Source organism: Variovorax sp. GW821-FHT06D12 (assembly GCF_059419205.1).
Genome location: NZ_JBWKRI010000003.1, coordinates 493,704 through 519,931, shown reverse-complemented (window position 1 = coordinate 519,931; position 26,228 = coordinate 493,704). Strand labels below are relative to the sequence as shown.

Genomic DNA, 26,228 nt, shown 5'->3' with positions numbered 1-26,228 from the left:
CTGGCCGACTCTAGCGGCTCAGGCGGCCTTCTGCTTCTTCTGCACAGACCTCGGCGCCTCGCTGCGCGCCAGCCACAGTCCGCTCGCGACGATCAACGCCCCGCCGCCCAGCGTCCACGCATCGGGCGCGGCCTGCCAGAACACCCAGTCCATCACGAGCGCCCACGCGAGCGCGCTGTATTCGAAGGGCGCGATGGCCGCGGCCTGGCCGTGGCGGAAGGCCTCGGCGATGGCCAGCTGGCCCAGGAAGCCGCTGAGGGCCAGGCCTGCCAGCGCCCAAGCGTGCCCGGCCTGCAGCGGCACCCATTGCGGCGCCGCGAACAGGCTGCCGCCGACGGCCATGCCCGCCGTGGTCCAGAAGACCAGCGCGGCGCTCGGCTCGGTGCGGCTGATGAGCCGGCCCAGCATGTTCGACAGCGCATAGCAGACGGCGGCCACCAGGATCGCCAGCGCGCCCGTCGAAAGGAAGGCCCCCTGCTCGGGCCGCAGCGCCACCACCACGCCGACAAAGCCCAGCCCGATGGCGATCCAGTGCCGCGGCAGAATCGACTCGCCCAGCAGCGGCACGGCGATGAGCACCATCAGCAGCGGCGCGATGAACGTGAGCGTGTAGGCCTCGGCCAGGCCCAGGGTCTTCAGGCCGTGCACGAAGAGCACCAGCATCGTCATGTTCAGCGCCGTGCGCAGCAGGTGCAGGCGCCAGCGCAGCCGGCGGTTGAAAACGCCGGCCGCCTCGCGCCGCCAGACGATGTACACGCACACCAGCGGCAGCGCCGTGAGACCGCGCAGCGCCATCACCTGCACCGGCGGGTAGTGCCCGGCCAGGGTCTTGAGCAGCGCGTCCATGCAGGCGAAGAAGGCGCAGGCCAACAGCATCGCGGCGATGCCGCGCAGGGTTCCGGTCGGGTGCATGGTCAGGCTGTGGTCTCGCGGCAGTGGCCGGGAGGGACGGGGTTTGTTCTTGAACGCCGAGCATAGGCGCTGCGAACGTCGGGGTCTTGGCCAGATGCCGCCAGCCCCTGCCTACCGACACTCGTTCCAGTACCCATCCGGGTTCGCCTCCAGCGGCGTGGCGATCCGCTTGAGCGACGTGCGGCCCTGCGCGTCCTTCGCGACCACGAAGATGTGCCCGTCCTGCACCGGGAAACCGTTGCGCAGAAACTTGAAGCCGCTGCGCACCGACGAGAAGTCGGCCTCATTGAGTGCGTTGCGCAAGGCACCGCGATCGGCGACGGAGCCCTTGGTCTCCTTCAGCGCGCTGTCGATCAGGAGCGCCGCATCGAAACCTTGCGCCGCGTACTGCGAGGGAATGCGCCCGTGCTTCTTTTCGAAGGCGGCAACGAAAGCCTTGCTCGTCGGGCTCGGCAGGTCGGGGCCCCAGACCGCGCCGGCCACCACACCAAGCGCGGCATCCTTGAGCAGCGGCAATGTCGTGCCATCGACCGTGCCCACGGTCAGCAAGGGCACCTTGTTCAGCAGGCCCGAGCGGTTCATCTGCTGGATGAAGTTCACGCCCATGTCGCCCGGCAGGAAGGCCACCACCGCATCGGGCGCTACGCGCTGGATCTGCGCCAGCGCTGCCGCGTAATCGGCCTGGTCGGGCTTGACGTTGATCTCGCTCACCACCTCGCCCGAGTAGTAGCGCTTGAAGCCGCGCAGCTGGTCTTTGCCCGCTGCGTTGTCGGGCGCAATGAACAGCGTCTTCCAGTAGCCCTTGTCGACCGCGTAGCGTCCCACGATCCCGGCCTGGTACTCGTCCTGGTACGAGGCGAAGACGAACCGGGTGTTGCACTGCTTGCCGGCGATCGGCGCGGGGCCGGCGTTCGAGCCGACGAACAGCATGCCCGCTCGGGCCATCGGCTTGGCCATGGCCATCATCACGTCGGAGAAGGTCACGCCGGTGATGAAGCTCACCTTCTCCTTCTCGATCAGGCTCTGCACCAGCTGCGCCCCGCGCTCGGGGTTGTGCTGGTCGTCTTCCTTGAGGACCGCCACGGGAACACCGCCGAGCATGCCTTGGCGTTGCTCGACCGCCAGCATGAAGCCGTCGTACTGCTCCTGCCCGACCGCGGCCCCAGGTCCGGAGAGCGTGCCGATGAAGCCGATGGTGACCTGCGCGGAAACGGCCAGTGCCGCGGCGCCCAATGTGCAGGCCACGAGGGCCGTGCGGATGCGGTGGATCAAGATGTTCCTTGTGATTTCGCTCGCGATGTTTCGCGGTTCGACTACCCGGCCTTCAAAGGGCCGACGACCTTGTAGGCGCTGAGGAGGATGCCCGATGGCATTGCTTTCGTGGTGACAAGCTCGAAGGCGCGTGGTGGAGTGCCCTGTGCGAAGAAGCGCTTTCCCGCGCCCAGCAGCACCGGATAGACGAGCAGCACGACGTCATCCACCAGGCCGTGCTCCAGCAGCGTCGATGTCAGCGAGGAGCTGCCCCAGAGAATCAGGTTCGGGCCCGCCTGAGACTTGATGCGGCGAACGCCCTCGACGACGTCCGGTCCCACGCTTTCGAACGGGCCCCATGCCAGGCTTTCGGGGCGGTGGGTCACGACATGCTTGGTCGCCGCATTCAGTCCATCCGCCATCGCGCCGCTCGGCGCCTTGGGCCAGTAGTCCGACCACAGGTCGTAGGTGCGACGCCCAAGCAGCAGATCGAAGCGCCCGCCATGCGCGGCGAGCACTTCATCCCGGCCGGCGGGGCTGCGGTAGGGCGTGGTCCAGTCCGCGTAGGGAAAGCCGTCTTCGCCCGAGGTCTGGATCACGCCATCCAGCGAGATGTGCTCCATGATTTTCAGCGTTCTCATGCGGGTCTCCTTGCTTGGGATGGGAGGGCGCTCAATGGGCCTGCGCATCAAAGTATGCCGGCCACGACAGCGGCGAAGCCTGGAGCCCTTCGGCCCCACGGAATGCAGACATGGCTTTCGCGCGTGAGCCGAAGTTCATCGTTGCCACGCCGAGGTTGAAGAACGTGTTCCGATCGGTGGAGCCGAGTTCGACTGCACGCTGCAGGACGGATGCAGCCTCTTTGTGCTTGCCTTGATCGGAAAGCACTGCGCCCAAGCACGTCAGGGCAAGGACGTTGCCGGGGGATTCAACGAGCGCCTTCGAGAGCAACGCTTGCGCAGAGGCAAGGTTGGCTTCCCACTTGTCGGGGTTGTTCCATGCGTCCTCGACCAGTGATCGGCTGATGGAGATGAAGTCCTCGCTCATAGGCTGTTCAAGCTTTTCTCGACTCTATTCCGTCCAGCACTCGACTGACTGGCCCCGGTCAATTCAGGTTGCAAGCAGATATTGAAGCACCGCTCTTTGCACCGGCAAGAGGAGCTTCTTCTGCTCGTAGCCGGCGAAGTGCGGATAGCGACGAGGGTCCACCGAAAGTTCACCACCGACAGTGAACGGTGGCGTCGGCAACAGCACGGGGTTGCCCATCCGAGCCAGATCTTCAACGGACAGCGGACGGCTCAACTGCTCCGTGCCCCGAGGCCAGCCATCGGTGATGACCACGTCTGTTGCTTCTGGGGAAGCCGATGAAAAGGCGACGTTGGGGATGGTCTCGTGGAAGCTCTCATGGCAGACATGAACCAGCGTAAAGCCCATCACGCTGGCCAGCTCGTGCCACGAACGAAACACGTTGGTCGGCGGTCCCCAAAGGCAGATGCGCGCCCTCTGGATCGGACCCATGATCGTTTCGATGAAGTAGGCGTCCGTAAGCACTTCGCATGGATGGCCGGCGTTCGACATCGCGTTGACTACGGGTCTGCGAGACGAGGCCGCAAACTCCGCGAGGCGCTCGTGGTTCGACTCCCGGATGACGTAGATGTCATAGAACGGGTCGAGATAGCCTGCGAGATCGCACACGCGTTCGCTTGTCTTCAGAAGATTCGGCAGCTCGATGACGGACAGCTTCAGCTCCTGGAATGCCTTCAGGAACGTCGTGCGCGTGCGAATGCCATTTCCTTCGAACGACCAGGCGGCAGTGCCTTGAACGCCCGCGCCGGATGATGCAGCCAGACGCCAGATCGCGTGAACATCCTTGGGGGGCAAGTGACGACAGGCTGACTAGGTTCATGGCTGGGGATATGTCGGAGATCAGAGATTGGAGGATGCGATTGAAGGTCCGCTTCTGGCCGTGGAGTGCAACCTCAAGCTGGTAACAAGAGGTGAAGATTTGGAGGGTGGTGGCTCCTGACCATCAACAGTCGACTTCAATCAATTGGCCGGTGCTTTCGTAAATCTCTTGAACTCTGAATAGTTGTAGAGACCAACAAGTACCCCGACAGCGAGCGCCGACATGAAGTACGCGGCAAGCATCCAAAAAGGCGCTGCGACCAAAAGTCCTCCGATCGAGCTGAAACTCATGGCGGGGAATACCACCACGAGGGGGATCACGACGGACATGATCAGCACGGGAATCGCATAGAGCACAGCAAACAGCAACCCGCGAAATTTCAACGAGACCTTCTCATCCCAAAGATTGGGCTGAATCATCAGCGGGATGGAAAAGAAGTGGTACGGCTTCCCGGGAACGTGAGTTGGTGGCGGGTTCATCTCAAATCAAGAAACTGGGGCGACTGACAAGGCTCGCTCCCGATAGTACCTACCACCTCAGCCGAACACCCCCTTCAGCGCCACGAAGACAGAGACGCGCGTTCCACTCGCATCAGCAACCGGGGACAATGAAAGCATGGCCCAAGGAAAACGAATTTCTTCCGACATCGGAGACGACGCGATCGAAGCGATCAAGGCGTTCGGTGCTGCTGCCAAGCTGGCGCGCACAACGGCTGGCGAGGGCCAGGCCGCTGCTGCCGCGCGCCTGGGCGTTCATGTCCAGACGATCGCGCGGATCGAATCGGGGGAGCCGGGCGTTGCCATCGGGCACGTGCTCGGCATGCTGGCGCTCTACGGCATCTCGACGACGTTGCAGCAGCGACAGCAGCAACCACCGGCGGAGAACGGCGAGCGCCCCGCCTGAACCGTCAGCCCCGCTGGGCATCGCCCACGGCAGCACGCAGCGACTGCAGCGTGGCCTCGGCGGCTTCGATGCGCCGCTGCAGCTCTTCATTGACCAGCCGCACGAGCGCCCCGAGTTCGGTGCGCGTCGGGTACACATCGTCGGTGTCGTTCACACATTGCGGCACGATGAGTTTCTCGATGCACGCATACGCGCGGCGCACCATGTGAAAGCTGTCGAGGTCGTCGCAGGCCTGCAAGGCGAGCGATTCGGCTGTGACGGAAGGGGCAAGAGCCATGCGTGGCCTCCAGGCAGTTCGGTTTGCAACAACCGTCGCACCCAACGCCAATTGAGGGCGGCAGCTCGAACAGGTTGGCGTACCGGGAACTGCTTGCGCAAACCGGCGAGCCTCGCGGCTCCCTGCTCGAGCCGCCAAAAAAATGGAGGCACGAACGACAAAGCCACAGAGTCTCTGCGGAGAAATCTGCGGCTTTCGTCGCAGCAGTTACACGGGACGCCAATCCCGGTCACGCCTGTTTTTGACGTGACGGCCGCAGTATAGCCACGCACCCCCACCCCCTTCGCAGCGCAAAACCGGGATGCCCCTACGACCCGTGCCCCCTCCCCCGATGCTGGAACAATGCGCCGATCTATGGATGGTCTCGATCTCATCAAAACGTTCCGCGAAGTCGCGTTCCGGCGCAGCTTCTCCCGCGCGGCCCTGTCGCTGGGCATGTCCAAGGCGACGGTCAGCCGCTATGTGGCCGAACTGGAAGCGCGCAGCGGCGTGCGCCTGCTCAACCGCTCGACCCGCTCGCTGAGCCTCACCGACGCGGGCGAGGTGCTGCTGGAGCGCAGCACCGAGCTGGTGACGATGGCCGAGAACACGCTCAACGACCTGCAGGCGCACGGCTCGCACCCGCGCGGGCGCCTGCGCATGAGCGCGCCGCACGGGCTCATCGCGGGCTGGCTTTCGGACGTGATCGCGGAGTTCATCAAGCTCTACCCCGACGTGTACGTGAGCTTGAATTTCACCAACCACGACATCGACCTGATCGAGGAAGGCATCGACATCCACCTGACGGGCGGGCGCATCGACGACATGAACCTGATCGTGCGCCGGCTGGTGCGCTTCGACATGGTGGTGTGCGCGTCGCCCGCCTACTGGGCGCAGCGCGGCATTCCGCAGGTGCCCGAGGACATGGCACGGCACGACGTGCTGAGCTATTCGCCGATGCCCACCACGCACCTGCCGTTCGAGACAGACGGCCAGCCGCACGACGTGGCGGTGCACAGCCGCATGGAGGCCAACGACGCGGTGGCGCTGATCGAGCTGGCGCTGCGCGGCGTGGGCGTGGCCTACGTGCCCGAGCCGCTGGCGCAGTCGCACCTGGAGCGCGGCGCGCTGGTGCCGGTGCTGCGCGACCACATGCCGCACGAGCACTGGCTGTATGCCGCGTACTCGCAGCGCCGCCACAACAGCGCGGCGATGCGCGCGATGCTCGACTTTCTTGAAAAATCGATGGGGCCGGTGCCCGAACCCATGCCCGCGGCAGTGCCGGTGGCGCTGCCGGCCTGTCCCGCCAACGCCGCAACCACCGCCGCTGCTGCCGCCGCCATCGCGGCGCGCGACACGCTCGCTCCCAACGGAAAGGCCCCCTGACCTCATGACCACGCCCGCGCTCCTGATCCGCCCACCCACGCCCGACGACTTCGCCGCATGGAAGCCGCTCTGGGACGGCTACAACGCCTTCTACGGCCGCGAGGGCCCCACGGCCCTGCCCGAGGCGATCACGCAGGTCACGTGGCAGCGCTTCTTCGATCCGTACGAGCCGGTGCATGCGCTGGTGGCCGAGCGCGAGGGGCAGTTGGTGGGGCTGGTGCACTACCTGTTCCACCGCAGCACGACGCGCATCGAGCCGACCTGCTACCTGCAGGACCTGTTCACGCAGTCGTCCGAACGCGGCCGGGGCGTAGGCCGGCAACTGATCCAGGGCGTGTACGACGCGGTGCGCGGCGCGGGCGGGCAGCGCGTGTACTGGCAGACGCACACGACCAACGCGGCCGGGCGCACGCTCTACGACAAGGTCGCGAAGCACGAGGGCTTCATCGTCTACGCGACGATGGTCTGACCCCGTGCTGAAGATCAGTACTTGATGGTGATGCCGGCCTTCACGCCGGTGTTGGCCTTGCCGTCCGAATGCGCGCCGCCCGAGAAGGAGACGTCGCCGCCGGTCTTGGCGCCCACCGAATAGGTGGGCCGCTTGCCCGAGGTGTCGGTACCGGCTTCGAGGGCGCTGCCGTCGGGGCGCTGCACGCCGACCGTGGCGCCGTTCGTTCGGGCCGAGGTTTCGGTGGAGTTCACATTGGGCGCGATGTAGGCCGTGCCCTTGTCGTCGCTGTCGACGGGCACTCTCACGGGCTCTGCGATGGCCGCCACGGCGGCGGCGCAGGCAACCCCACCCAGGAACGCAAGAATCACTCTGTTCATGGGGACCGATGGTGGATGCAGCGCGACGCGCGGGCTGTGGGCGTGGCCTCACCGCGCGCGTAGGACGAAGGCGGCATCAATGCCATGACAGGTTGAACAGGAAGAACGCCGCCAGCACCCACAGGAACAGCACGAGGTGCGTGAGCTGCAGGCCCTCCTGCCGGATCCAGTAGCCGAACCACAGGCCGCCCAGGTGCATCGCGAACAGGAAGGCGGCAAAGCCGGCCAGCCCCAGGTTGAGCCACGGCCGCGCGGCCGACAGGTCGCCACCGACCACCAGCATCGCGCTGCCGGCCCAGAACGCCAGCGCCGCGCCGAGCTGCAACGCCAGCACCACGCACAACGCCGCGCGGTGCAGCGCCACCGAGCGGATGGCGCGCGTGAGCAAGGGCGTGTCGATGGCAGGCTCGGTGCGCAACGGCGCCATCGACATCGTGCCGCCCACCGCGAACACCGAGCCCGCAAAGCCGCGCCAGTTGTTGCGCACGGCAATCGACAGCCACAGCGCCATGCCCAGCGCGTGGAGGGACTGGAACAGCCAGACGGAGGTAGGGAGATTCATCGGAACGCCTGCGTTCTTAAATATCAAAGATTATTCTTTGATATTGATGCAACCGCCGGCCGGCGCTCAAAGTCCCTCAAGGAAGGTCGAACGAATCCCATGAACACCGCCACCACCCCACCCGGCCCCTCCCCCGAGGCGCTCGAGCGCCTGCTGGCCGCCGGCCGCGACGGCGCCCTGCTGCGCATGAGCCTGGCGCTGGCGCACCACCGGCGCGACGACGCGCCCACGGCGCTGATGCATGTCGAGAAGGCGCTCGTCTTCGACCCCGAGTTCACCGCCGCGTGGCGGCTGCAGGGCCTGCTCGCGCTGGCGCTCGGCGACGCGGCGAAGGCCGAAGCCTCGTTCGCGCAGGCGCTGGAGGTGGCGCAGCGGCGCGGGGAGCTTCAGCTGGTGAAGGAGCTCACGGTGCGGCTGCGGCGCCTGCGCACGCCGAAGCCGCCCGCCGCTTGAAGGGCCTCAGCCCATCTTCGCCAGCGGATTGAGCCCTGGCTCGCCGACGCGCGTGAGCGTGTTGCGGTCGGTGTGATGGAAGGGCTCGGCCTGGCCCAGGATCTGCATCACGGTGTCCTGGTCGTACGACCAGCTGCCGTCGGCGTTGATCTTCACCGTGATGTTCCACGCCACCGTGGTGAAGGCGCGCTCCAGGAACGGGTTCGACACGATGCCGTTCACCAGGCTGCCGTGCTCGGCGCTGAGCGTGAATTCGGTGTCGCCGGGCTTCACGTGGCCGCTGGCCATGGCCACCTGTCCGCGCGGAATGGCCAGCGTGAGAAACACGGTGCTGGTGGCCGGCTCCCACAGCCAGTAGCCGACCTGGTCGTGGTACATCTTGGTGAGGCCGGGCTTGTGGATGTAGGTGTGATAGCGCAGGCCGTACAGCAGCTGCGGGCCGTTGGTCTGCGCGTCGATGGGCTGCAGCTCGTAGTGCTCGACGTAGACCTGCGTCTTCGGGCCCTCTTTCTTCGGCTTGACGTCGACGCCCTTCGTGCCCTCCCAGATGCCGGCCAGCGGCCGCAGCGGGCCCAGGTTGGCGAGCGTGTCGGGATCGGCGGGGGGTTCGGTGTAGATGTCTTCGGGAGTGGTCATGGTGTGTGTCGTGGGGGAAGGAAAACGGAGAGGAGCTTGTCGGTTCTGATTCTGCTTGAGTGCCGTGGCGGCGAGGTCGTCAGAGCGTGTCCCAGACCTGCACGAGCCCGACGAGGTGCACCACGCCGTACACGAAGCACACGAGCGAGCTCCACACCCAAAAAGCACTGAGGCGGCGCCGGTCGACCAGCCACATCGCGACGGCGACAAGGCCACGCAGCAGGTACACGGCGGTGATGGCAGGCAGCACCAGCGCCTGCAGGGGCAGCGGCTGCAACACGCCGGCGCCCGCCAGCGCGTAGGCGGCCCACACGCCCAGCATGCCGGCGATGACCAGCGTGACGGCCACGGGGTACAGGTGGCCGGCTTCGGCACTCGCGGCCATCCGCTCGCCCGCGCCGAAGAAGCGGTACCAGGCCGGGCCGCCAAAGATGACGCAGATGTGCAAGAGCGCGGCAATGGCGCTCAGCACGGCACCGGCGATCAGGAAGAGGTTGGGGGTCACGCAGGCTTTCTCATCAGGTCAGCGCAGCAGGTCGCGCGCACGGACGGCCTCGCGCACCGGGCCGAACGCGCCGAAGCGCACGGGCAGGCCGCTGAAGGCTTCCACGCGCTGCACCCACTCGGAGGCGCTGGCGATGGGGTTCGGGTCGTACAGGGGCTGGGCGCCCTCCAGCAGGCGGGTGAGCGCGTACTGGTGATCCAGGTCGCTCGCACCGCCGAGCGGCAGCGATGACAGCGTGTGCCCGTCGGCATCGCGGTAGCCGGTGCACCAGCGCAGGTCCGCGTGCGCGAGCGCATCGAGGTGGCTGGCGAGCAGCCCGTCGAGCGGCCCGGCGGCGGCGAGTGCGTAGCGCAGCAGCACCGCGTCGGGGTGGCCGCGGCGGAATGCGCCCTGCCAGCCGTCGTCGGCGTTGTGCGGCTCGGCCAGCCGCGCATCGAGCGCGCGGTCGTGCGTGGGCAGCGGACCGGCGCCGTGCCGCGTGAGGTGACTGCGCAGCACGCCCAGGTGCTGCACGGGCGCCGCGATGCCCGCATCGCGAAGCACCGCCTCGACGGCGGCGGTGGAGACGGTGCTCCAGGTCGTGTGCGGATGAAAGCCGCGCCACTCGTCGAGCAGCACGCCCTGCGCGCCTTCGAACAGCACGGTGCCGGCACGCGCGAGCCGTTCGCCGATGGCGTCGGCGCTCGCGGGCGGCGACTGGCGCAGGCAGGGTTGCACGGCGTCGAGCCAGCGTTGTGCGAGTGAAGCGTCGGCGAGCACGGACAGCTCTTGCTCGGCCTCGGCCGACGAAGGCAGCGCGTTCGCGAACTCGCGGTGCAGCGCGAGGCGCAGGGCCTCGAGCTTGTCGAGCGTGCGCGCGGAGTTCGTGAGATCGCCGTAGTGCAGCGTCGTTTCAGGTGCAGCGAGCGCCTGCCGCACGGTCTCGCCCACGCCGACGCCGCAGCTGCCATGCGCGGCCGCGCCGCGCACCCACTCTCGCAGCCGGCCGGCGGCCTGGTGGAACGGCGTGGTCACGCGGCAGCGCGCGTCGATGAACAAACGCGCGAAAGCGTCGGGCACGCCCGCGCGCTGCAGCACCTCGGCCTCGACGCGCAGCGCGGTCGGGTGTACCACCACCGGGCTGGCGAGCACCGTCGCCACGCCGGCTTGGAAGCTGCCCGCGCCGAACTGCGAGAAGGTGTGGTGGCGGCCGTCGGCCAGCACCACGTTGTGGCCGGCCTGCGCGCCGCCGTTGAAGCGCACCACGGTGTGCGCGCCCCAGGCGCCGCACAGGAAGTCGGTGAAGCGGCCCTTGCCGCAGTCGCCGAAACCGAGGCCGAGCAGCGAGACGTAGCGCGTCGAAGTCAACGACAGGCCGTCAGCCGAAGAGCCGCTTCCACCACGAGCTGCGTGCCCCATTGCCGGCGGCCGGCGTGGCGCGGCGCGGTGCGGTCGGGTCGAGCAGCGCGGCGTAGCCGTCGAGCGCGTGCAGCACGCCGCCCACGCGTTCCTTGGCCATGCCGGTGGCGCCCATCACGCGGGCCAGCGCGTCGAGGCTGGGCACGGCCTTCTCGGTGAGCGCGACGATGCCGGCGGCCACGGCGCAGGCGTCGTCGGGCGAGTCCATGCAGATCACGTGGTCGCCCAGCAGCTCGCGCCAGCGCGGCTCGCAGCGGCGACGGCGTTGTGCGTCGGGGATCAGAAAGAACAGGTGCGTGGTCTCGGCCGCGGCGGCGATGACTTCCTCGATGGGGATGTCCTCGTCGAGCTTCTCGCCGATGAGCCCCTCGACCTGGTGGCGCGACACGGCCGGGTACGGCAGCTCGTCGCCCGTGACGAACAGGTAGCCGCGCTTCTTGCGCTTCACCCAGCAGTCCATGTCGGTGTGCTGCGCCATGACGTAGAAAGCCAGCTCGTAGCTTTCTTCGCCGCTGCCCCCGCCGCCGCCTTCGAGGTAGCTCCAGGTGAGCCACTGGTCCATGAGGTTGGCGGTCGATTCGAACTGGCCCACCTGCAGCGGGGCCTGGTCGGAGGTGGCGTCGCCGATGGCCATGAACATGAGCTGGGGGTCGGCCACGCCGCAGTCGGTCAGCAGCTTCATGAAGGTCGGCAGCTCGCGGCGCGCGAGGGTCTGCGGGATGTCGCCCATCGAGCCGGTGACGTCGAGCGCGAACACGATGCCCAGCGAGTTCGGATGGTCGGCGTTGTCGCGCGACTCGCGCACCTTGAGCCCCTGCGGGTTCATGAGCGCGTGCGTGGCGGTCTGCGTGAAGACCTCGCTGCCGGACTTGGCGGCGCGGTCGGCCACGATGGCCGCGTGGGCGGCGTGCGAGTAGTTTCCGTAACCCATGGACGTGCTCCTTCGTGAGGAAAAAGTGAAAGGCTGGCAGCTAGCCTGCCGGCGCGGGGTCGAAGTGAACGAAGCGCGGCGGCCCGAAGGCCTCGCGCGAGGCCACCGACAGCGCCTGCTCGATGCCCTGCGCGCCCAGGCGCTCGCAGGCCACGGCGTCGTCGCTGCACTCGCGCAGCAAGGCGGCCAGCGGCGCGGAGGTGGCGCTGTCGGACAGCAGCGCGCGCACGCTGCGCGCCGACGCCATCAGGTCGCGCCCGATGGCGCCGCCCGACACGTCCTGCCTGGCCTGCGACCAGCCGATGAGCAGCACGCCGTGGTCGCGCGGATGCACGAGCGCATGCGCGGGCGCGAGCGCGCGGTGCGTCCAGCCGGCGCCGTGCACGAAGGCCAGCACCTCGAGCATGCGCCGCCAGAGCCAGACGGCATGGCGCGCATCGATGCCTTGCGGATTGGCCTGCTGCACCTCCTGCAGGCTGCCCCAGAAACCGGTCGGGTGGCGCAGCACGAGCGCCTGCCGTTCGCCATCGCCCAGGCCCAGCGCCACGCCCAGGCCCAGCGGCTGCGGCAGCCGCCGCGTGAAGTAGGCCGCGCCGGGCACCGACAGGGCTTGCAGCGCCTGCAGCACGGCGGCCTCGCGCGTCAGCACGACGTCGCCCGCCGCGTCGCGCGCGAGCTTGATCGTCACGCGCTCGGGCACGGCGCCGAGCCGTTCGGCCAGCAGCACCTCGCTGTGTTCGCCCTGGCCCAGCGGCGCGAGCACGCGGTAGTGCGCGCCGCGCCATTGCAGCAGCCGGCCGGTGTCCGCGAGCTGCGCCGCGTTGGCGCGGCGCCAGGCGGCGCGAAAGCTCTCGCGCTCGACGGTTTCGGTGCCGCGCGTGATGGTGGCGCCGCAGTAGCCGCAGGTGACGGTGCGCCAGCGCGCCGCGCGCGTCAGCGGGGCCGAGCATTGGGGGCAACTCAGTGCAAGCAGCGACAGCATGGCCGCACCCTCCTCTTCAGTCTTCTGGCGGCGCGGCCGGGTCCGGCGAGGCCAGCACGCGGTCGATGCGGCGCCCTTCGAGCGCCACGACCTCGAAGCACCAGCCGGCGCAATCGATGTGCTCGCCCACGGCGGGCAGGTGGCCCGACACGGACATCAGCAGGCCGGCCACGGTGTTGTAGCGGCCACGCTCTTCATCGGGCAGCTCGCGGATGCCCAGGCGCGCGCGCAGTTCCGACACGGGCATGAGGCCATCGAGCTCCCACATGCCGTCGGCGCGCTGGTGGGCCCAGGCGTCGGCCTGCATGCCGGGCTGCAGCTCGCCGGTGATGGCCTCGAGCAGGTCGCGCGGGGTCATGAGGCCCTGCACCACGCCGTACTCGTCGACCACGAACACCAGCCGGCCGGCGCGCGTGCGGAACTGCTCGAGCAGCTCCATGCCGGTGAGCGTCTCGGGCACGAACACGGCGGGCGTGGCCTCCTGGCCGAGCACGCCCTTATGGGCGGAACCCAGGCGCAGTAGGTGCGCCACGCTGATCACGCCGACCACGTCGTCCAGCGAGTTGCGGCACACGGGGTACCACGAGTGCACGAGGTTGAGCGCCGCGGCGTCTGCCACCTTCTGCAGCGCCTGCGCCACGGTGTTGGAGGCGTCGAGCCATTCGATGTCGGCGCGCGGGATCATGAGCGACGACAGGCGGCGGTCGTCCAGGTGGAACACGTTGCGCACCATCTGGTGCTCGTGCTGCTCGATCACGCCGGCGTCCACGCCTTCTTCGAGGCTGGCCGAGATTTCTTCTTCGGTCACCGAGCGCGCGGCGTTGGCGTCGATGCGCAGCAGCTTCAGCGTGGTGGCGGTGGCGCCGGCCAGCAGCCACACGAAGGGCTTGGCCGCCTTGGCCAGCCCGCGCATGGGACGCGACACGAAGCGCGCCACCGGCTCGGGGTACAGCTGGCCGATGCGCTTGGGCACCAGCTCGCCGAAGATGATGGTGAAGAAGGTGATGCAGGTCACCACCACCGCGGTCGACACGATGCTGGAGGTGCCGGCGCCCATGCCCAGGCCTTCCATCCACACCGCGAGCGGCGCCGCGAAGGCGGCCTCGCCCACGATGCCGCTGAGCATGCCGATCGAGGTGATGCCGATCTGCACGGTCGAGAGGAATTGCGTGGGCGATTCCATCAGCTTCAGCGCAGCCTCCGCCCCGGTGTCCCCCGTTTCGGCCAAGGCCGCGAGGCGTGCGCGGCGGCTGGTGGAAAGGGCCATTTCGGACATTGCGAACACCGCATTGAGGGTGGTCAGCAAGGCCAGCAGGAAGACATCCATGAACGGGGGGAGAGAATGAGGGAATGTCACTTTACTGTATCGGCGACGTCCAGGGCTGCGATGTCCCCCTGGGCCGGCTGCTAGACAAGATCGATTTCTCTCCCAGCCGCGACACGCTCGTGGTGCTCGGCGACCTGGTCAACCGGGGCCCCGATTCGGCCGCGGTGCTGCGCCGCCTGCAGGGCTACGGCGCCTCGGCACGCAGCCTTCTGGGCAACCACGACCTGCACCTGCTGGGCGTGGCGCACGGCGTGCGCAAGGGCGGCCGCAAGGACACGGTGGCCGGCCTGCTGGCCGCGCCCGACAGCGAGGCGATGCTCGACTGGCTGCGCCAGCAGCACATGGCGCTGCACATGCAGGTCGGCGGCGGCGACCTGCTGATGGTGCATGCCGGCGTGCTGCCGCAATGGACGGTGGGCGACACGCTGGCGCTGGCGTCGGAGGTCGAGTCGGTGCTGCGCGGCCCCGCGCTGGGCGACTTCCTGCACGAGATGTACGGCAACACGCCCGACCACTGGGACGACGCGCTCACGGGCCACGCGCGGCTGCGCGTGATCGTCAACGCGCTCACGCGCCTGCGCTACTGCACGCCCGAGGGCGTGATGGAGTTCGAGAGCAAGGACGGCGCCATTCCCGGCCCCGAGGGCTACCTGCCGTGGTTCGACGTGCCGGGCCGCAAGACCGCCGCGGCCACGGTCGCCTTCGGCCACTGGTCGACGCTGGGCTGGCTTTCGCGGCCCGACCTGCTGTCGACCGACACGGGCTGCGTGTGGGGCGGCTGCCTCAGCGCGGTGCGCTTCGGCACGACGCTGGACCAGCGCGAACTGGTCCAGGTGAATTGCGAGCAGGCGCAGAAGCCCGGCAAGGGGGCCTGACGGGCACCCGCCCCGTCCGGGGGCTCAGAACCCGTGCGTCATCAGCGCGTAGACCGTCTGCACGCCGGTCACGTAGTTGCCCATGCGCAGGTTCTCGTTCGCCGCGTGCTGGTTGTTGTCGGCGTTCACCAGCGGAATGATCGCGAACGGCACCTGCAGCACGCGCACGATTTCCGCCGTCGGCACGGTGCCGCCCATCATGCGGATGCGCACCGGCTCGGGCGTGGTGCCGAAGGTGTCGGTCAGCGCCTTGTAGGCCCACTGGCCGATCGGTGAGTTGATCGGCGAGCCCGCCGCGTCGGCGCCCTCGCTGCGGTAGCTGAAGCTGGCGAGCTTGTCGTAGCGGGCGCGCTCCTCGTCGGTCGGCGCGCCCTTCACGAGGTGGTAGCCCTGCTTGACGATGTGCGCCTCGATGAGCTTGCCCAGGTAGGGCGCGTCGGAGTCGGGCGTGGTGCGCAGGTCCATCTCGGCCTCGGCCTTGTCGGGGACGATGTTCGCCACCTTGTCGCCCACGGCCGCCGAGGCCATGCCGCGCACGTTCAGCGAGGGGTACTGCATCGCCTCCTGGTAGTTGGCGCCGACCCGGTCGGTGCGGGCGATGCCCAGGCGGCGCTTGAGCGCGGCCTCGTCGTCGGGCACGGCGGCCATGATCTTGCGCTCGGCCTCGCCGATCTTCACGCGGTCGTAGTAGCCGGGCACGGTCACGCGCCCGGTGTCGTCCTTCATCGTGGCCAGCAGGCTGGCCAGGCGCTGCGCCGGGTTGGGCGCGTAGTTGCCGTAGTGCCCGCTGTGCAGCGGCACCTTGGCGCCGTACACGGTGAGCCGCGCATCGGCCGCGCCGCGGTTGCCGAACACCAGCGTGGGCCGGTTGGTCGCGTGCATGGGGCCGTCGTGGATCACGATGGCGTCGCTGCGCAGCAGCTCGCGGTGCGCCTGCATGACCTGGCTGATCGACGGCGAACCCTTTTCTTCCTCGCTGTCGAGGATCACCTTCACGTTGACCGCCGGCTGGCCGCCGCCGGCCTTCAGCGCGTCGATGGCGGCCAGCAGCATCATGATCGGGCCCTTGTCGTCCGCCGAGGCCCGGCCGAACACGCGCCACTCGGGGTCCAGCGGGCCGCTGAAGAGCGGGGCCGCATCGATCTCTTCCCATTCGCCCTTCTCTGTCTTGCGCTTGAGCACAGGCGTCCACGGGCTCTTTTGCGCCCACTGCGCGGGGATCACCGGCTGGCCGTCGAGGTGCATGTAGAAGAGCACCGTCTTGCGCGCGGGGTCGCTGCCCGGGAACTCGGCGTAGAGCATCGGCTTGCCGCTGTTGGGCAGCTGCTTCGTCGTGAAGCCGCGCTTGCGGAAGGCCTGCTCCAGCCAGTCGACGTTCTTGCGGATGTCCTCCGGCACGGTGGCGTCGTTGGGCAGCGCCAGCAGCTCGAAGTACTCGCGGTAGGTGGCCTGCGCATGGCGCTCGGCCTGGGCCGGCGAGAGTTCGGCCGACTGCGCGAGGCCGTGGCCCAGCAGCAGGACGGCCGTGGGGAGCAGCGCCAACAGGCGACGGGATGAGCGGGGGGAAGGGGTGGGCATGGATGGCAGCGCAGAAGGGAGCAGGACGGCGAACCGGGGATCTGCGCAGCATAAAAAGCGGGCACCTTTTCAACAATTGCTATTTTCTTGAGCTACCTTTGCATTCCTTGCAAACCTCACATCACCCCATGCCCAGCCGCCGCCTGCAGGAAACCTCGCTGCGCTACTTCCTCGAAGTGGCCCGCACGGGCTCGCTCACCGAGGCGGCCGCGCGGCTGAATGTCAGCATCTCGGCCATCAGCCGCCAGGTGGCCGCGCTCGAAACGCTGGTGGGCGCACCGCTGTTCGAACGCCGCCCACGCGGCATGGTGCCCAGCGCCGCGGGCGAGCTGCTGGCGGCGCACGCCCTGCGCGGCGCGCTGGAGGCCGAGCGCGTGCTGTCGGACATCCAGGCGCTGCAGGGGCCGTTGAGCGGGCGGGTGCGCATCGCCTGCTCCTCGGGCTTCGCCAACGAGTTCCTGCCGCGCACCATCGCGGCGTTCCGCGAACAGTACCCGGGCGTGCGCTTCCGGCTCGATGCCACCGGGCCGACGCAGGTGAGCGACGCCGTGCTGCTTGGCGAAGCGGACATCGGCCTGACCTACAGCCGCGCGGCGGTGCGCGGTATCCGGGTCGAGCATCGCCAGCCGGCCTCGGTGTTCGCGATCATGCGGCCCGACCATGCGCTGGCGAAGTCGCGCAGCGTGACGCTGGCGCAGATGCATCCCTTTCCCATCGCACTGGGCAGCCCCGAGAACACGGTGCGCCAGCTGTTCGACGTGGGCTGCAGCAACCGCGGCCTGGTGTTCGAGCCCGTGCTGGTGAGCAACCGTTTCGAGGCGCTCGCCAACTTCGTGCTGCAGGGCGGCGGCCTGGCCATCACGGGCGAGATCACGGTGCGCGACCGCGTGCAGCGCGGCGAACTGGTGGCGGCCGAGATCCGCGAGCCCGGCATGCGCGGGCGCTCGGTCGAGCTGCAGACGCTGGCCGATCGCACGCTGCCGGAGGTGGTGCGCACCTTCCTGGACTACCTGCGCGAGCAGTTGCCGGCGCCGGGTGCCAGTGCAGCGGTGAAGAAGACGCGGGGCGCACAGGCCCCGCGCCCCCTCACTTCGCCGCGAACGGCAGCGTGATCTCGAAGGTGATCCCGAGGCCGGTCTTGCCGACGCCGCGCTGCGAGCTGAAGTACAGGCGCGTGCCGTCGGGCGAGAGCGCCGGGCCGGTGACCTCGCTGTCGTCGTGGCCCTCCAGGCGCATGAGCGGCTGCGAAGTGCCGGCCTCGATGCGCAGCACGCCGATCTCGAGGTTGCCCGCGTCCTCCGCCACCAGGATGTCGCCGAGCGCCGAGATCGTCAGGTTGTCGGGCTCGTCGATCGAATGCGTGGCGGGGTCCTTGTCCTTGCCGTCGTAGATCACTTCGAGCGTCTCGTTCTTCGTGTCGTAGGCCCAGATGCGCGCATTGAACGAGGTCACGAAGTACACGATGCCGGCAAAGAACCAGATGCCCTCGGCCTTGGTGAAGATGGCGCCCGGCGGCGTGAAGCCCGCGGTGCGCATGCCGCTGCGCACGGTCGATTGCGCCTTGTCGGCGTTGATGACGTCCAGCCACTCCACGGGCTGCGGCTTGCTGAAGTCCTTGAGCGCTGCCTGGGCCGGTGCGGCCAGGTCGAGGTCGTTCGCAATGTCCTTGACCTTCAGCACCTGCAGCCGGCCGGTCTTCATGGCGGCGCGGTCGGCGCCCTCGGGCCAGTCGGTGGCGTCGCAGACGAAGCGGTAGACGCGGCCGCCCGAGGCGTCTTCGGTGAGGTAGAGCGTCTTGTGGACCGGGTCGACGCACACGGCCTCGTGCGCGAAGAGCCCCAACGCGGGCAGGCTGGGCGCGCTGCTGGCGTCCACCCAGGGCTTGGCGGGATTGCATTCCCAGACCATGCCGCTGGCGTATTCCTCGCACGACAGCCAGGTATTCCAAGGCGTGGGACCGCCAGCGCAGTTCGTCGTCGTGCCTTTCAGGATCGGGTACGAATCGACCACCGTGCCGTTCTTGTCGAAGCGCAATGCGCCGACGCCACCGCCGTTCGCCTTGATTTCCGAGTTGCTCACGTAGATCCAGCCGCCGTCGGCACCCGGGTACACGGCGCCGCCATCCGGCGCGCCATGCCACGTGTAGCTGCCCGCGGCCACGCTGCCCGACCGGGCGACGATGCGCGAGCTGAAGCCCTTGGGCAGCATGACGCCGTTGGCATCGGCGGGCTGCAGCTCGGAGAACTCGGCGAACGGACTCTTCTTGACGGGCGGCTCGACCGGTGCGGGCGCCGGAGCCGGTGCGTCCGGCGCAGGCGGCGGACTCGGCGGCAGGCCCGCCAGGGGCGGGAAGCCGACCGCACCGCCACCACCGCCGCCGCCGCAGGCAGCCAGAAAGGCCGGCAGCGTCACGGCGCCTGCGGTCGCGAAGGAGCGTTGCAGGAAGGCGCGGCGCTGGGGAAGGTCGAGGGGAATGGTGGGGAATGGCGAGCGAGGCTGCGTGGTGTCGGTCATGTTCTTTTCATCGGAGAAGTCAGTCGGTGGTCAGCTTGGCTGACGGCGCGATTCTTCTGAGGCCCGATGGCAGAACGGTGACAGTGGACAGGCGCGATGGCGATCACGCGGCGCTCGCGCCGCGCGCAGACCCCGCTCAGTTGCGAGCAGGGGTGGACACCGGAAACCGGATCACCCGGCGCTGCGTCGCGCCCGAGGGGCGCAGCAGCCCGCGCCGCGTGGCCTCGTGCACGGCCTGCGTGCGCGAATGGACCGACAGCTTGCGGTAGATGCTCTTGATCTGGCTGGCGACCGTGCTGTCGGAGCGGTGCAGCGCCTCGGCCACGCGCCGGTTGCTCCAGCCCTGGGCCACGAGTTCCAGCACCTTGAGTTCGCGCGGCGAGAGCAGGCCCTCGTCGCAGGCCGCTTCGCGCGATCTGTCGAGCCCGTGTGCCTCCAGCGCAGCTTCCTCGATGTCGCAAAGAATCTGCCGCGCCGTGCGCGCAGCAGCCCACACGTCGCCGCGCTCGACCGCCGTCATCAGGTTGGCCAGGTCCAGCTGGTTGGCCTGGGCAAAAAGCCGCGCCGCGGCGTTCGCGGCCACGGCGGGGCTCAAGGGCGGTGCGTCGTCCAGTTCCGAAATGGCACGCAGCTCGGCGCTTCCTTTGGACATGTCAATGCTCGCTCGGTCGATCAACGCTGGGGGAAAAAAGTAAACCCGGCGTCCCTGTGCCACGAAATGCAATGCAAGGACGCCTCTCGCGAGCCTGAGGTCGCTTTGTAAACAGCCTTGACCTTCCGTCTCAGTTCTTGGGAGAATTTCGCAAAATCTGTGATTTTTTAACGCTTAGTTAGTACTATTTGGCGGGCATGGACCCTCCAGCCCCTTGGCGCCGCTCCGACCTCGCCCTATGACGCACAGCGCCGCCACGGCCCCCGAACGCCCCCTCTGTCCCCCGGGCGTGGCGCACAGCCATTTCGACGTGCACGCAGAGCCGCCCGACCGGCAGTTCCTGGCCTGGCGCGCGCGCGTCGGCCATGTGATGGACGCCCTGCCCTCGCGCGACGCGCTCGAGCACCCCTTCCACGCCGCGATCGACCGCTACGACGTGGGCGGCCTGGTCTTCACCGAATGCCGCTCCGACACGCTGGTGCTGGAGCGCTCGCTGGCCCGCGTGTCGACCGACAGCGTGCGCGACTTCGTGTTCCATGTGTTCGAGGAAGGCGGCGTGGAGGACCTGCGGGTGCGCGCCACACCCGGTGCACGCCGCAAGGGAGAACCGCCGCCCGCCCCCGCGGGCACGCCCACGATCCTCGCGCTGGACATGAACCAGCCGGTGCGCATGCGGCGCCACGACTGCCGCGTCCACACCTTCTTCGTGCCCGGCGCGCTGGTGCAGGAGAGCTTCCCCGACCCCGAGGCCCTGCACGGGCGCACGCTGGCCTGCACCACGCCGCTGGCGCGGCTGGCGGCGGGGCACGCGATCACGCTGGCGCGCCACATCGGCGGCATGACGCCGGCGGCGGCGCAGAGCGCGGTGCGCACGGGCGCGCAGCTGGTGGTGTCGGCCTTCGGCAAGCAGGCCGGCTTCGACGGCAACGCGCGCGCGGCGGCACGCGCCGCCATGTTCGACCGGGTGCGCCGCCACGTGCAGACGCACCTGCACCGCGCCGACCTCACGCCCGAGAGCGTGCTGGCCGCGCTGCAGCTGCCGCGCCCCACGCTGTACCGCATGTTCCAGCACGAAGGCGGGCTGGGCAGCTACATCCGCAGCCTGCGGCTGCGCCAGGCGGCGAGCGACCTGGCGCGCTACCCGCATGTGATGGTGACCGACATCGCCTACGGCGCCGGCTTTCGCAGCGCCTCGGACTTCAGCCGCGCCTTTCGCCGCGCCTACGGCATCGCGCCGCAGGACTTCCGCGTGCAGGCGCTCGAACGGCGGTTCTAGGCCGCCGTGCCGAAGCCGGTGTCGAACGTGCCCTTCACGTCGAGCGGCTGCTTGATGAGCCCCACCTGCCGGTAGAAATCGGCCGTGCCCTGCTGGTCGGCGATGACCTGCGCGTCGATGGCCACCCACTGCTGCTGGCGGCGCTCGAACTGCAGCTTCGCCGCCTCGGGCGGAATGCCGATGATGCGTGCGAGCGTGGCCGAGAACGCATCGACGTTGCGGTACGACCAGCGCTGCGCCTTCACCACGCGCTGCAGAAAGTCCTGCAGCACTGGCCGCTTGGCGGCAATGGCGGCGTCGGTCGCGGCGAGGTAGCTCAGCCCCGGCAGCAGGCCGCGTCCGCTGACCAGCACGCGCGCATGGCGGCTGATTTCGGCCAGCGCGGTGTAAGGCTCCCAGGTGGCCCAGGCATCGACCGAGCCCTGCGTGAGCGCGAGCTTGGCATCGGCCGGCGCGAGGAAGCGGATGTTCACGTCCTCGGGCTTCAGCCCAGCCGCGGTGATCGCCTTCAGCGTGACGTAGTGGCCGATGGAGCCGCGGTTGGTCGCGACGCTCTTGCCCTTGAGCTCGGCGGCGCTCTTGAGCGGCGAATCGGGCCGCACCAGCACCGCCGTGCCGTAGGCGTCCGAGCGGTTCGCGCCGATGGCCTTGACGCGCGTGCCGGCCGCGAGCGCGAAGATCAGCGGCGCATCGCCGATCGGGCCCGAATCGACCGCGCCCGCGTTGAGCGCCTCGGCCAGCGGCGCGGCGGCGGGGAACTCCGACCACTGGATGTCGTAGCCCAGGCCTTCGAGCCCGCCCGCCGCTTCGAGCAGCGCGCGCAGCCCGCCCTTCTGGTCGCCGGCCTTGAGCACCGGGCGGCCCTGCGCGCGGACGAAGGCGGGCAAGGTGGCGGTCGTGGCCGCAGCAAGGCCGCCGGCAAGCAGTTGGCGGCGCGATCGATCGAGGTGTGAGGTCATGGGTTCGTTCTCCGTGGAAGCAGTGAAAAGGAAATCAGTGGATGAAGCCGCCCTTGACGAAGCGCACCGGCTCGGCGTCCATGCGCGCGATGAGCGCGCCCAGGCCATCGGGTGGCAGCACGGCGCCTTTCGCCGAGGCAGCCGGCGGGCTGTCGCTGCGGCACAGCAGGTCGTCGTCGGACCAGCCGGCCTGTCCCGGCTGGCCGCGCACGCGCAGCCAGCCGTCGCGGTCGGCGATGAGCTGCATGCCCGCGAGCTGGTCAGTGCCCGCGATGAGCGCCAGCGCCTCCCACGCGGCCGGTGAATCGGCGACGCAATCGGCAGTGACGCCTGCGGCCCTCGCCCCGGGCGGCAGCAGCTGCACCGTCACCAGGCGCGGGTCTTCGCTGGGCGCGACCGCGCCCGCCACGACGCGCACGCGCTGCCCGCGCCAGTGCGCGAGCGACCGGGGCGCCTGTGCGCCGCAGCGCACCGCCATGTCGGGCAGGCCGACCGGCTGCGGCCAGTGGCCCAGTGCGCGCAGGCTCTGGCCCGCGCCCTGCGCCTTCATGTAGTCGATGAGCGCCCAGGCATCGGCCGCGTCGAGCGCACCGCCGAAGCCGGGCATGGTGGCCGTGCCGTGAAGCACACGCCAGAGCAGGTCGCCATCGGCCCGGCGCCACAGCAGCGGGCCCGTGAGGTTCGGCGGCCACACGGCGAGCGAGGCGGCCAGCGGCCCTTCGCCCTTGCCGTCGGTGCCGTGGCAGCTCACGCAGTGCTGCGCGTAGAGCACGCGGCCTTGCGCGATCGACGTGGCCGTGAAGCCCGTCGGTGACGCGTGGAAGCTCGCCGGCGTCGCAGGCACGAGCACGACGTTGGCGTGGGGCCAGGGCGCGGCGATCAGCAGCATCGGCACCAGCGCGAGCAGGTACCAGCGCGGGCGCCGCCAGAGCAACGCGATCGACAGCAGCAGCAAGGCGACGCCGACGCACACCAGCGTCCACGCGAGGCTGCGCGCCTGCCCCAGGTCGATCAGCAGGTTCTCGCCCGACAGCCGGTGCGCCCACGGCCACGCCGGCTGGCCGTGCACATGGCGCACGAGGCCAAGCGCGTCGAGCACGCGCAGCAACTGCAACTGGGCGCCCTGGAGCAGGCCGATCAGGAAATTGAGCCAGTCGGCTTCCGGCAGAGCGTTCATATCTGTTCAAGGGGGCCGCCGCGCACGGCCGCCCGAAGCGGCCGGCCCGCCCCCGGTAGGGGGTTGGCGAAGCGACACGAAGTGCGCGCAGCCTGGGGGCGAGCTACATCTACCAGGTGGCGTCGAGCCCCAGGTGGCGCAGCGCCTCGTGACGGAGTTCTGCCAAACGCGCATGGCCGCGATGGCGCGGGTACGGCAAGTCGACCACGAGCTCCGCCGCGATGCGCGCCGGCCGGTCGCTCAGCACAATCACGCGGTTGGCGAGGAACAGCGCTTCTTCCACGTCGTGCGTCACCAGCAGCGCCGAGAAGCCCGCGCGCTGCCACAGGTTGACCAGCTCGCTCTGCATCGCGATGCGCGTGAGCGAGTCGAGCTTGCCCAGCGGCTCGTCGAGCACCAGCAGCTGCGGGTCGTTGACCAGCGCGCGCGCCAGCGCCACGCGCTGCGCCATGCCGCCCGAGAGCTGGTGCGGAAAGGCCTTGGCGAAGTCGGTGAGGCCGACGAGCTTCAGCGCCTCGTCGACGCGCCCGCGCTGCGCCTTGAGCACGCCGCGCGCCTGCAGGCCGAGCGCCACGTTGTCCCACACGCTGCGCCAGGGGTAGAGCGTCGGGTCCTGGAAGACGACGATGCGCGACGGGTCGGGCCGCGTGATGGGTGCACCGTCCTGCGTGATGCGCCCGGCCGTGGCGGGCTCCAGCCCGGCCACGAGGCGCAGCAGCGTCGACTTGCCGCAGCCGCTCGGCCCGAGCAGCGCGACGAACTCGCCGGGCTTCACCGTCAGGTCGATGTCGTCGAGCACCTGCAGCGGACCCGCCGGCACGTCGAACCAGTGGCTCACGCCCTGGATGTCGATCTGCGCGCCAGCCTGGCGCACCTTGGCTTCAACGGTGGCTACCATTTCACGGTCCCCTTCTGCCACGACAGCACGCGGTCGCGCACCTTGAACAGCAGCGTGATCAGGCCCGAGCACAGCAGCGCCATCACGATCAGCGCCGCGTACATGTTCGAGTACGAGGCCCAGCCCTGCGCCCACGACAGGTAGAAGCCCAGCCCGGCCTTCACGCCCATCATCTCGGCCGTCACCAGCACCGAGAAGGCGGCGCCCAGCCCCATGAACAGCCCCACGAACACCTGCGGCAGCGCGGCGGGAATCGCCACGCGCAGCACCAGGAAACGCTCGCTCGCGCCCATGGTGCGCGCCACGTCGTAGTAGTTGCGGTTGACGCCCGCCACGCCCGACCACGTCAGCACCGCCACCGGAAAACCCGTGGCCAGCGCGATGAGGAACACGGCCGCCGCGTAGCTCGACGGAAAGAAGAAGAACGCCAGCGGCAGCAGCGCCGAGGCCGGCACCGGCCCCACGAAGCGCAGCACCGGATGCACCCAGTAGCCCGCGATGCGCGACCAGCCGATGGTCACGCCCGTGAGAAAGCCCGCCAGCGCACCCAGCACGAAGCCGTGGGCAAGCAGCCGCGCCGAATGCGCCAGGCTTTCGCCGAGGCGGCGCCAGTCGTCGATGTAGGTCTCGATGAGGCTCTGCGGCGGCGCGAAGAACGGCGTGGGCAGCAGCGCGAGCTTGGCCGTCGCGATCTCCCAGATCGCGAACAGGACCGGCAGCGCCACCAGCCAGGGCCCGGCCGGTCGCAGCGTGCGCGCCACGCGGCCCGCGCGCGTGCCGAGCAGCGCCACGAGCAGCAGCGCCGCGCCGATGGCGATGGCGGCAATGCCGAATTCGTTGGTGTAGGCCCAGTCGCTGAAGCCCACGGCCTTGTTGGGCCAGTAGACGGTGAGCAGGCCCAGCGCGACCCAGCCCGCGCTCGCGAGCGCGCCGGTGCGCCAGAAGCCTTCGGCGGGACGCGCGAACACGGCGGCCGGCGCGGCCTTCTCGATGCCAGGGCGGCGCCAGTTCCCCGGCGCCGGTGGCGGTGCTTCCAGCACCCGGTCGATGACGGCGCTCATGCCAGCGGATCGAAAGACACGTGCTCCGCGAAGCGCACCGGGTCGGTGGTCTTCTTGAGCACGCCGACGCCGCGGAAGTCGCGCGCGTAGAACTCCACCTCGTCGCGCAGCTTGCGGCCCAGCGGGTGGTGGTTGTGCGTGAGCGTGCCCAGCAGCGCGCGCAGGTCTTCGACCGGCACCTTGGGCGAGTACTTGGCGAAGAGCTTGGCCGACTCGTTCGGGTTCTCGGCCACGTAGTCGGAGGCTTGCGCGATGGCGCGCACCAGCGAGGCAACGGTCGCCTTGTCCTTGCGCACCAGCTCGCCGCGCGCGCCGACGATGCAGCAGACCTTGTCCTTGTACTCGCCCGAGAGGTTGCTCGCGAGCTCGACGAAGGTGCCCTGGTTGCGCTTCTCGATCAGGTACACGTTCGGGTCGCCGTCAGCAATGGCGTGGATCTCGCCCTTCTTCACCGCGATGTCGAGCAGGTCGGCCGGGTACTGGCGCCAGGTCACGTCGCGGTCGGCGTCGATGCCGTTCTTGGCCAGCAGGATCGAGAAGAAGTTCTTGCCCGGGCTCGCGATGTCCGACACGCCGATGATCTTGCCCTTGAGGCTGGCCAGGCTGGTGGCGCCCGCGTCCTTGGCGCCCACCAGGCGCACGCAGCCGCCGTGCGAGCTGCCGACGATCTTCACGTCGAAGCCCGATTCGAGCGGCTTGAGCCAGCGGTGGATCATGCCCACGGCCGCGTCGGCCTTGGCGGTGGCGAGCGATTCGAGCAGCTGGTCGGTCGAACCCGTGTAGTTGATGAGGTCCACCTGCAGGCCGTTGCGCTCGAAGTAGCCGCGCTCCTGCGCCACCACCACGGGCGAGAGGCAGAAGGCGGCGGCGTTCCAGGCGAAGGTGAGCTTGCGCGCCTGCTGCGAGAAGGCCTGCGAGGCAATGAGGCCGCCCGAGGCGACCACGGCGGCGGCGGCGCCGGTGCGCAGCACGCTGCGGCGGGAAAGGGATGCGTTCATCGGG

At 69.2% G+C, this 26,228-nt stretch carries 30 protein-coding genes; 7 read left to right on the top strand and 23 right to left on the bottom strand.

Annotated features, from left to right (window positions below; all coding sequences use genetic code 11):
• Nucleotides 1-18 precede the first annotated feature (18 nt).
• The 6 genes from AC07SQ_RS13100 to AC07SQ_RS13075 all read right to left on the bottom strand — a co-directional run bounded on the left by AC07SQ_RS13100 (nt 19) and on the right by AC07SQ_RS13075 (nt 4,548).
• Nucleotides 19-912 carry a DMT family transporter gene (locus AC07SQ_RS13100; protein ID WP_495270960.1) on the bottom strand — a complete coding sequence of 298 codons (894 nt, stop codon included), beginning with the start codon at nt 910-912 and terminating at the stop codon, nt 19-21.
• A 111-nt stretch (nt 913-1,023) separates the two neighbouring features.
• Entirely contained in the window at nt 1,024-2,184 is a 1,161-nt protein-coding gene (locus tag AC07SQ_RS13095; RefSeq protein WP_495270961.1) for an ABC transporter substrate-binding protein, read from the bottom strand.
• 41 nt (nt 2,185-2,225) lie between these two features.
• Nucleotides 2,226-2,804, bottom strand: a complete 579-nt coding sequence (locus AC07SQ_RS13090) for a dihydrofolate reductase family protein (protein ID WP_492745111.1) — start codon at nt 2,802-2,804, stop codon at nt 2,226-2,228.
• Between the two features lie 31 nt (nt 2,805-2,835).
• Nucleotides 2,836-3,210, bottom strand: a complete 375-nt coding sequence (locus AC07SQ_RS13085) for a tetratricopeptide repeat protein (protein WP_492745109.1) — start codon at nt 3,208-3,210, stop codon at nt 2,836-2,838.
• Nucleotides 3,211-3,273: 63 nt separating this feature from the next.
• Nucleotides 3,274-4,044 carry an ornithine carbamoyltransferase gene (locus AC07SQ_RS13080; RefSeq protein ID WP_495270962.1) on the bottom strand — a complete coding sequence of 257 codons (771 nt, stop codon included), beginning with the start codon at nt 4,042-4,044 and terminating at the stop codon, nt 3,274-3,276.
• A 165-nt stretch (nt 4,045-4,209) separates the two neighbouring features.
• Nucleotides 4,210-4,548, bottom strand: coding sequence for a hypothetical protein (locus tag AC07SQ_RS13075; RefSeq protein ID WP_235944267.1), 339 nt, complete (start codon nt 4,546-4,548; stop codon nt 4,210-4,212).
• Between the two features lie 136 nt (nt 4,549-4,684).
• Between AC07SQ_RS13075 and AC07SQ_RS13070 the strand changes: the two genes are divergently transcribed.
• Nucleotides 4,685-4,972 (top strand): helix-turn-helix domain-containing protein, encoded by a 288-nt coding sequence (locus tag AC07SQ_RS13070; RefSeq protein WP_369644255.1) that lies wholly within the window; start codon nt 4,685-4,687, stop codon nt 4,970-4,972.
• Nucleotides 4,973-4,976: 4 nt separating this feature from the next.
• On the opposite strand, the gene AC07SQ_RS13065 is transcribed toward AC07SQ_RS13070, so the two are convergent.
• The gene (locus tag AC07SQ_RS13065) at nt 4,977-5,249 is read right to left on the bottom strand and encodes a hypothetical protein (protein ID WP_492745099.1); all 273 of its coding nucleotides are present in this window, start codon (nt 5,247-5,249) and stop codon (nt 4,977-4,979) included.
• Between the two features lie 354 nt (nt 5,250-5,603).
• Here AC07SQ_RS13065 and AC07SQ_RS13060 point away from each other — a divergent pair, with 354 nt between their 5' ends.
• Together AC07SQ_RS13060 and AC07SQ_RS13055 are read left to right on the top strand one after the other, a co-directional pair.
• A complete protein-coding gene (locus AC07SQ_RS13060; protein ID WP_495270963.1) occupies nt 5,604-6,614 on the top strand; it encodes a LysR family transcriptional regulator in 1,011 nt (336 codons plus the stop codon).
• Between the two features lie 4 nt (nt 6,615-6,618).
• Nucleotides 6,619-7,083 (top strand): GNAT family N-acetyltransferase, encoded by a 465-nt coding sequence (locus tag AC07SQ_RS13055; protein WP_495269291.1) that lies wholly within the window; start codon nt 6,619-6,621, stop codon nt 7,081-7,083.
• Between the two features lie 14 nt (nt 7,084-7,097).
• On the opposite strand, the gene AC07SQ_RS13050 is transcribed toward AC07SQ_RS13055, so the two are convergent.
• Both AC07SQ_RS13050 and AC07SQ_RS13045 read right to left on the bottom strand, forming a co-directional pair.
• Nucleotides 7,098-7,442: a hypothetical protein gene (locus AC07SQ_RS13050; RefSeq protein WP_070061747.1), complete on the bottom strand. Its 345-nt coding sequence runs from the start codon at nt 7,440-7,442 to the stop codon at nt 7,098-7,100.
• A 76-nt stretch (nt 7,443-7,518) separates the two neighbouring features.
• Nucleotides 7,519-8,004 (bottom strand): DUF2165 family protein, encoded by a 486-nt coding sequence (locus AC07SQ_RS13045; protein WP_495270964.1) that lies wholly within the window; start codon nt 8,002-8,004, stop codon nt 7,519-7,521.
• A gap of 99 nt (nt 8,005-8,103) precedes the next feature.
• On the opposite strand from AC07SQ_RS13045, the gene AC07SQ_RS13040 reads away from it, so the two are divergent.
• Nucleotides 8,104-8,457 (top strand): hypothetical protein, encoded by a 354-nt coding sequence (locus tag AC07SQ_RS13040; RefSeq protein ID WP_495270965.1) that lies wholly within the window; start codon nt 8,104-8,106, stop codon nt 8,455-8,457.
• Nucleotides 8,458-8,463: 6 nt separating this feature from the next.
• Here the strand turns inward: AC07SQ_RS13040 and AC07SQ_RS13035 are convergent, their stop codons facing one another.
• The 6 genes from AC07SQ_RS13035 to AC07SQ_RS13010 form a co-directional block, all read right to left on the bottom strand.
• A complete protein-coding gene (locus tag AC07SQ_RS13035) occupies nt 8,464-9,093 on the bottom strand; it encodes an FABP family protein (RefSeq protein ID WP_495270966.1) in 630 nt (209 codons plus the stop codon).
• 79 nt (nt 9,094-9,172) lie between these two features.
• On the bottom strand, nt 9,173-9,598 hold the full coding sequence (locus AC07SQ_RS13030) for a hypothetical protein (RefSeq protein ID WP_495270967.1): 426 nt from the start codon (nt 9,596-9,598) through the stop codon (nt 9,173-9,175).
• An 18-nt stretch (nt 9,599-9,616) separates the two neighbouring features.
• On the bottom strand, nt 9,617-10,945 hold the full coding sequence (locus tag AC07SQ_RS13025; RefSeq protein ID WP_495270968.1) for an adenylosuccinate synthetase: 1,329 nt from the start codon (nt 10,943-10,945) through the stop codon (nt 9,617-9,619).
• Between the two features lie 10 nt (nt 10,946-10,955).
• Nucleotides 10,956-11,927 carry a VWA domain-containing protein gene (locus AC07SQ_RS13020; RefSeq protein ID WP_495270969.1) on the bottom strand — a complete coding sequence of 324 codons (972 nt, stop codon included), beginning with the start codon at nt 11,925-11,927 and terminating at the stop codon, nt 10,956-10,958.
• Nucleotides 11,928-11,967: 40 nt separating this feature from the next.
• The gene (locus AC07SQ_RS13015; protein WP_495270970.1) at nt 11,968-12,909 is read right to left on the bottom strand and encodes a protein kinase family protein; all 942 of its coding nucleotides are present in this window, start codon (nt 12,907-12,909) and stop codon (nt 11,968-11,970) included.
• A gap of 16 nt (nt 12,910-12,925) precedes the next feature.
• Nucleotides 12,926-14,236: a hemolysin family protein gene (locus AC07SQ_RS13010; protein WP_495270971.1), complete on the bottom strand. Its 1,311-nt coding sequence runs from the start codon at nt 14,234-14,236 to the stop codon at nt 12,926-12,928.
• A gap of 23 nt (nt 14,237-14,259) precedes the next feature.
• Between AC07SQ_RS13010 and AC07SQ_RS13005 the strand changes: the two genes are divergently transcribed.
• Nucleotides 14,260-15,111 carry a symmetrical bis(5'-nucleosyl)-tetraphosphatase gene (locus tag AC07SQ_RS13005; protein WP_495270972.1) on the top strand — a complete coding sequence of 284 codons (852 nt, stop codon included), beginning with the start codon at nt 14,260-14,262 and terminating at the stop codon, nt 15,109-15,111.
• Nucleotides 15,112-15,135: 24 nt separating this feature from the next.
• On the opposite strand, the gene AC07SQ_RS13000 is transcribed toward AC07SQ_RS13005, so the two are convergent.
• Nucleotides 15,136-16,689, bottom strand: coding sequence for a M20/M25/M40 family metallo-hydrolase (locus AC07SQ_RS13000; RefSeq protein WP_495270973.1), 1,554 nt, complete (start codon nt 16,687-16,689; stop codon nt 15,136-15,138).
• Between the two features lie 128 nt (nt 16,690-16,817).
• Between AC07SQ_RS13000 and AC07SQ_RS12995 the strand changes: the two genes are divergently transcribed.
• Nucleotides 16,818-17,801, top strand: a complete 984-nt coding sequence (locus AC07SQ_RS12995; protein ID WP_095744230.1) for a LysR family transcriptional regulator — start codon at nt 16,818-16,820, stop codon at nt 17,799-17,801.
• Here the strand turns inward: AC07SQ_RS12995 and AC07SQ_RS12990 are convergent.
• Nucleotides 17,776-19,203, bottom strand: coding sequence for an alkaline phosphatase PhoX (locus tag AC07SQ_RS12990; protein WP_095744229.1), 1,428 nt, complete (start codon nt 19,201-19,203; stop codon nt 17,776-17,778). The two genes, AC07SQ_RS12995 and AC07SQ_RS12990, sit on opposite strands and share 26 nt — an antisense overlap.
• Nucleotides 19,204-19,339: 136 nt before the next feature.
• Nucleotides 19,340-19,855, bottom strand: coding sequence for a response regulator transcription factor (locus AC07SQ_RS12985; protein ID WP_495270974.1), 516 nt, complete (start codon nt 19,853-19,855; stop codon nt 19,340-19,342).
• A gap of 238 nt (nt 19,856-20,093) precedes the next feature.
• Here AC07SQ_RS12985 and AC07SQ_RS12980 point away from each other — a divergent pair, with 238 nt between their 5' ends.
• A complete protein-coding gene (locus tag AC07SQ_RS12980) occupies nt 20,094-21,131 on the top strand; it encodes an AraC family transcriptional regulator (protein ID WP_495270975.1) in 1,038 nt (345 codons plus the stop codon).
• Here AC07SQ_RS12980 and AC07SQ_RS12975 read toward each other — a convergent pair.
• The 5 genes from AC07SQ_RS12975 to AC07SQ_RS12955 all read right to left on the bottom strand — a co-directional run bounded on the left by AC07SQ_RS12975 (nt 21,128) and on the right by AC07SQ_RS12955 (nt 26,224).
• On the bottom strand, nt 21,128-22,090 hold the full coding sequence (locus AC07SQ_RS12975) for an ABC transporter substrate-binding protein (protein ID WP_495266097.1): 963 nt from the start codon (nt 22,088-22,090) through the stop codon (nt 21,128-21,130). The genes AC07SQ_RS12980 and AC07SQ_RS12975 overlap by 4 nt on opposite strands.
• A 34-nt stretch (nt 22,091-22,124) precedes the next feature.
• The gene (locus tag AC07SQ_RS12970; RefSeq protein ID WP_495270976.1) at nt 22,125-23,267 is read right to left on the bottom strand and encodes a c-type cytochrome; all 1,143 of its coding nucleotides are present in this window, start codon (nt 23,265-23,267) and stop codon (nt 22,125-22,127) included.
• A gap of 109 nt (nt 23,268-23,376) precedes the next feature.
• Nucleotides 23,377-24,165, bottom strand: coding sequence for an ABC transporter ATP-binding protein (locus AC07SQ_RS12965; protein WP_495270977.1), 789 nt, complete (start codon nt 24,163-24,165; stop codon nt 23,377-23,379).
• Nucleotides 24,159-25,226: an ABC transporter permease gene (locus AC07SQ_RS12960; RefSeq protein ID WP_495270978.1), complete on the bottom strand. Its 1,068-nt coding sequence runs from the start codon at nt 25,224-25,226 to the stop codon at nt 24,159-24,161. The genes AC07SQ_RS12965 and AC07SQ_RS12960 overlap by 7 nt, the downstream gene beginning before the upstream one ends.
• Nucleotides 25,223-26,224: an ABC transporter substrate-binding protein gene (locus AC07SQ_RS12955; RefSeq protein ID WP_062482528.1), complete on the bottom strand. Its 1,002-nt coding sequence runs from the start codon at nt 26,222-26,224 to the stop codon at nt 25,223-25,225. The genes AC07SQ_RS12960 and AC07SQ_RS12955 overlap by 4 nt, the downstream gene beginning before the upstream one ends.
• Nucleotides 26,225-26,228 lie beyond the last annotated feature (4 nt).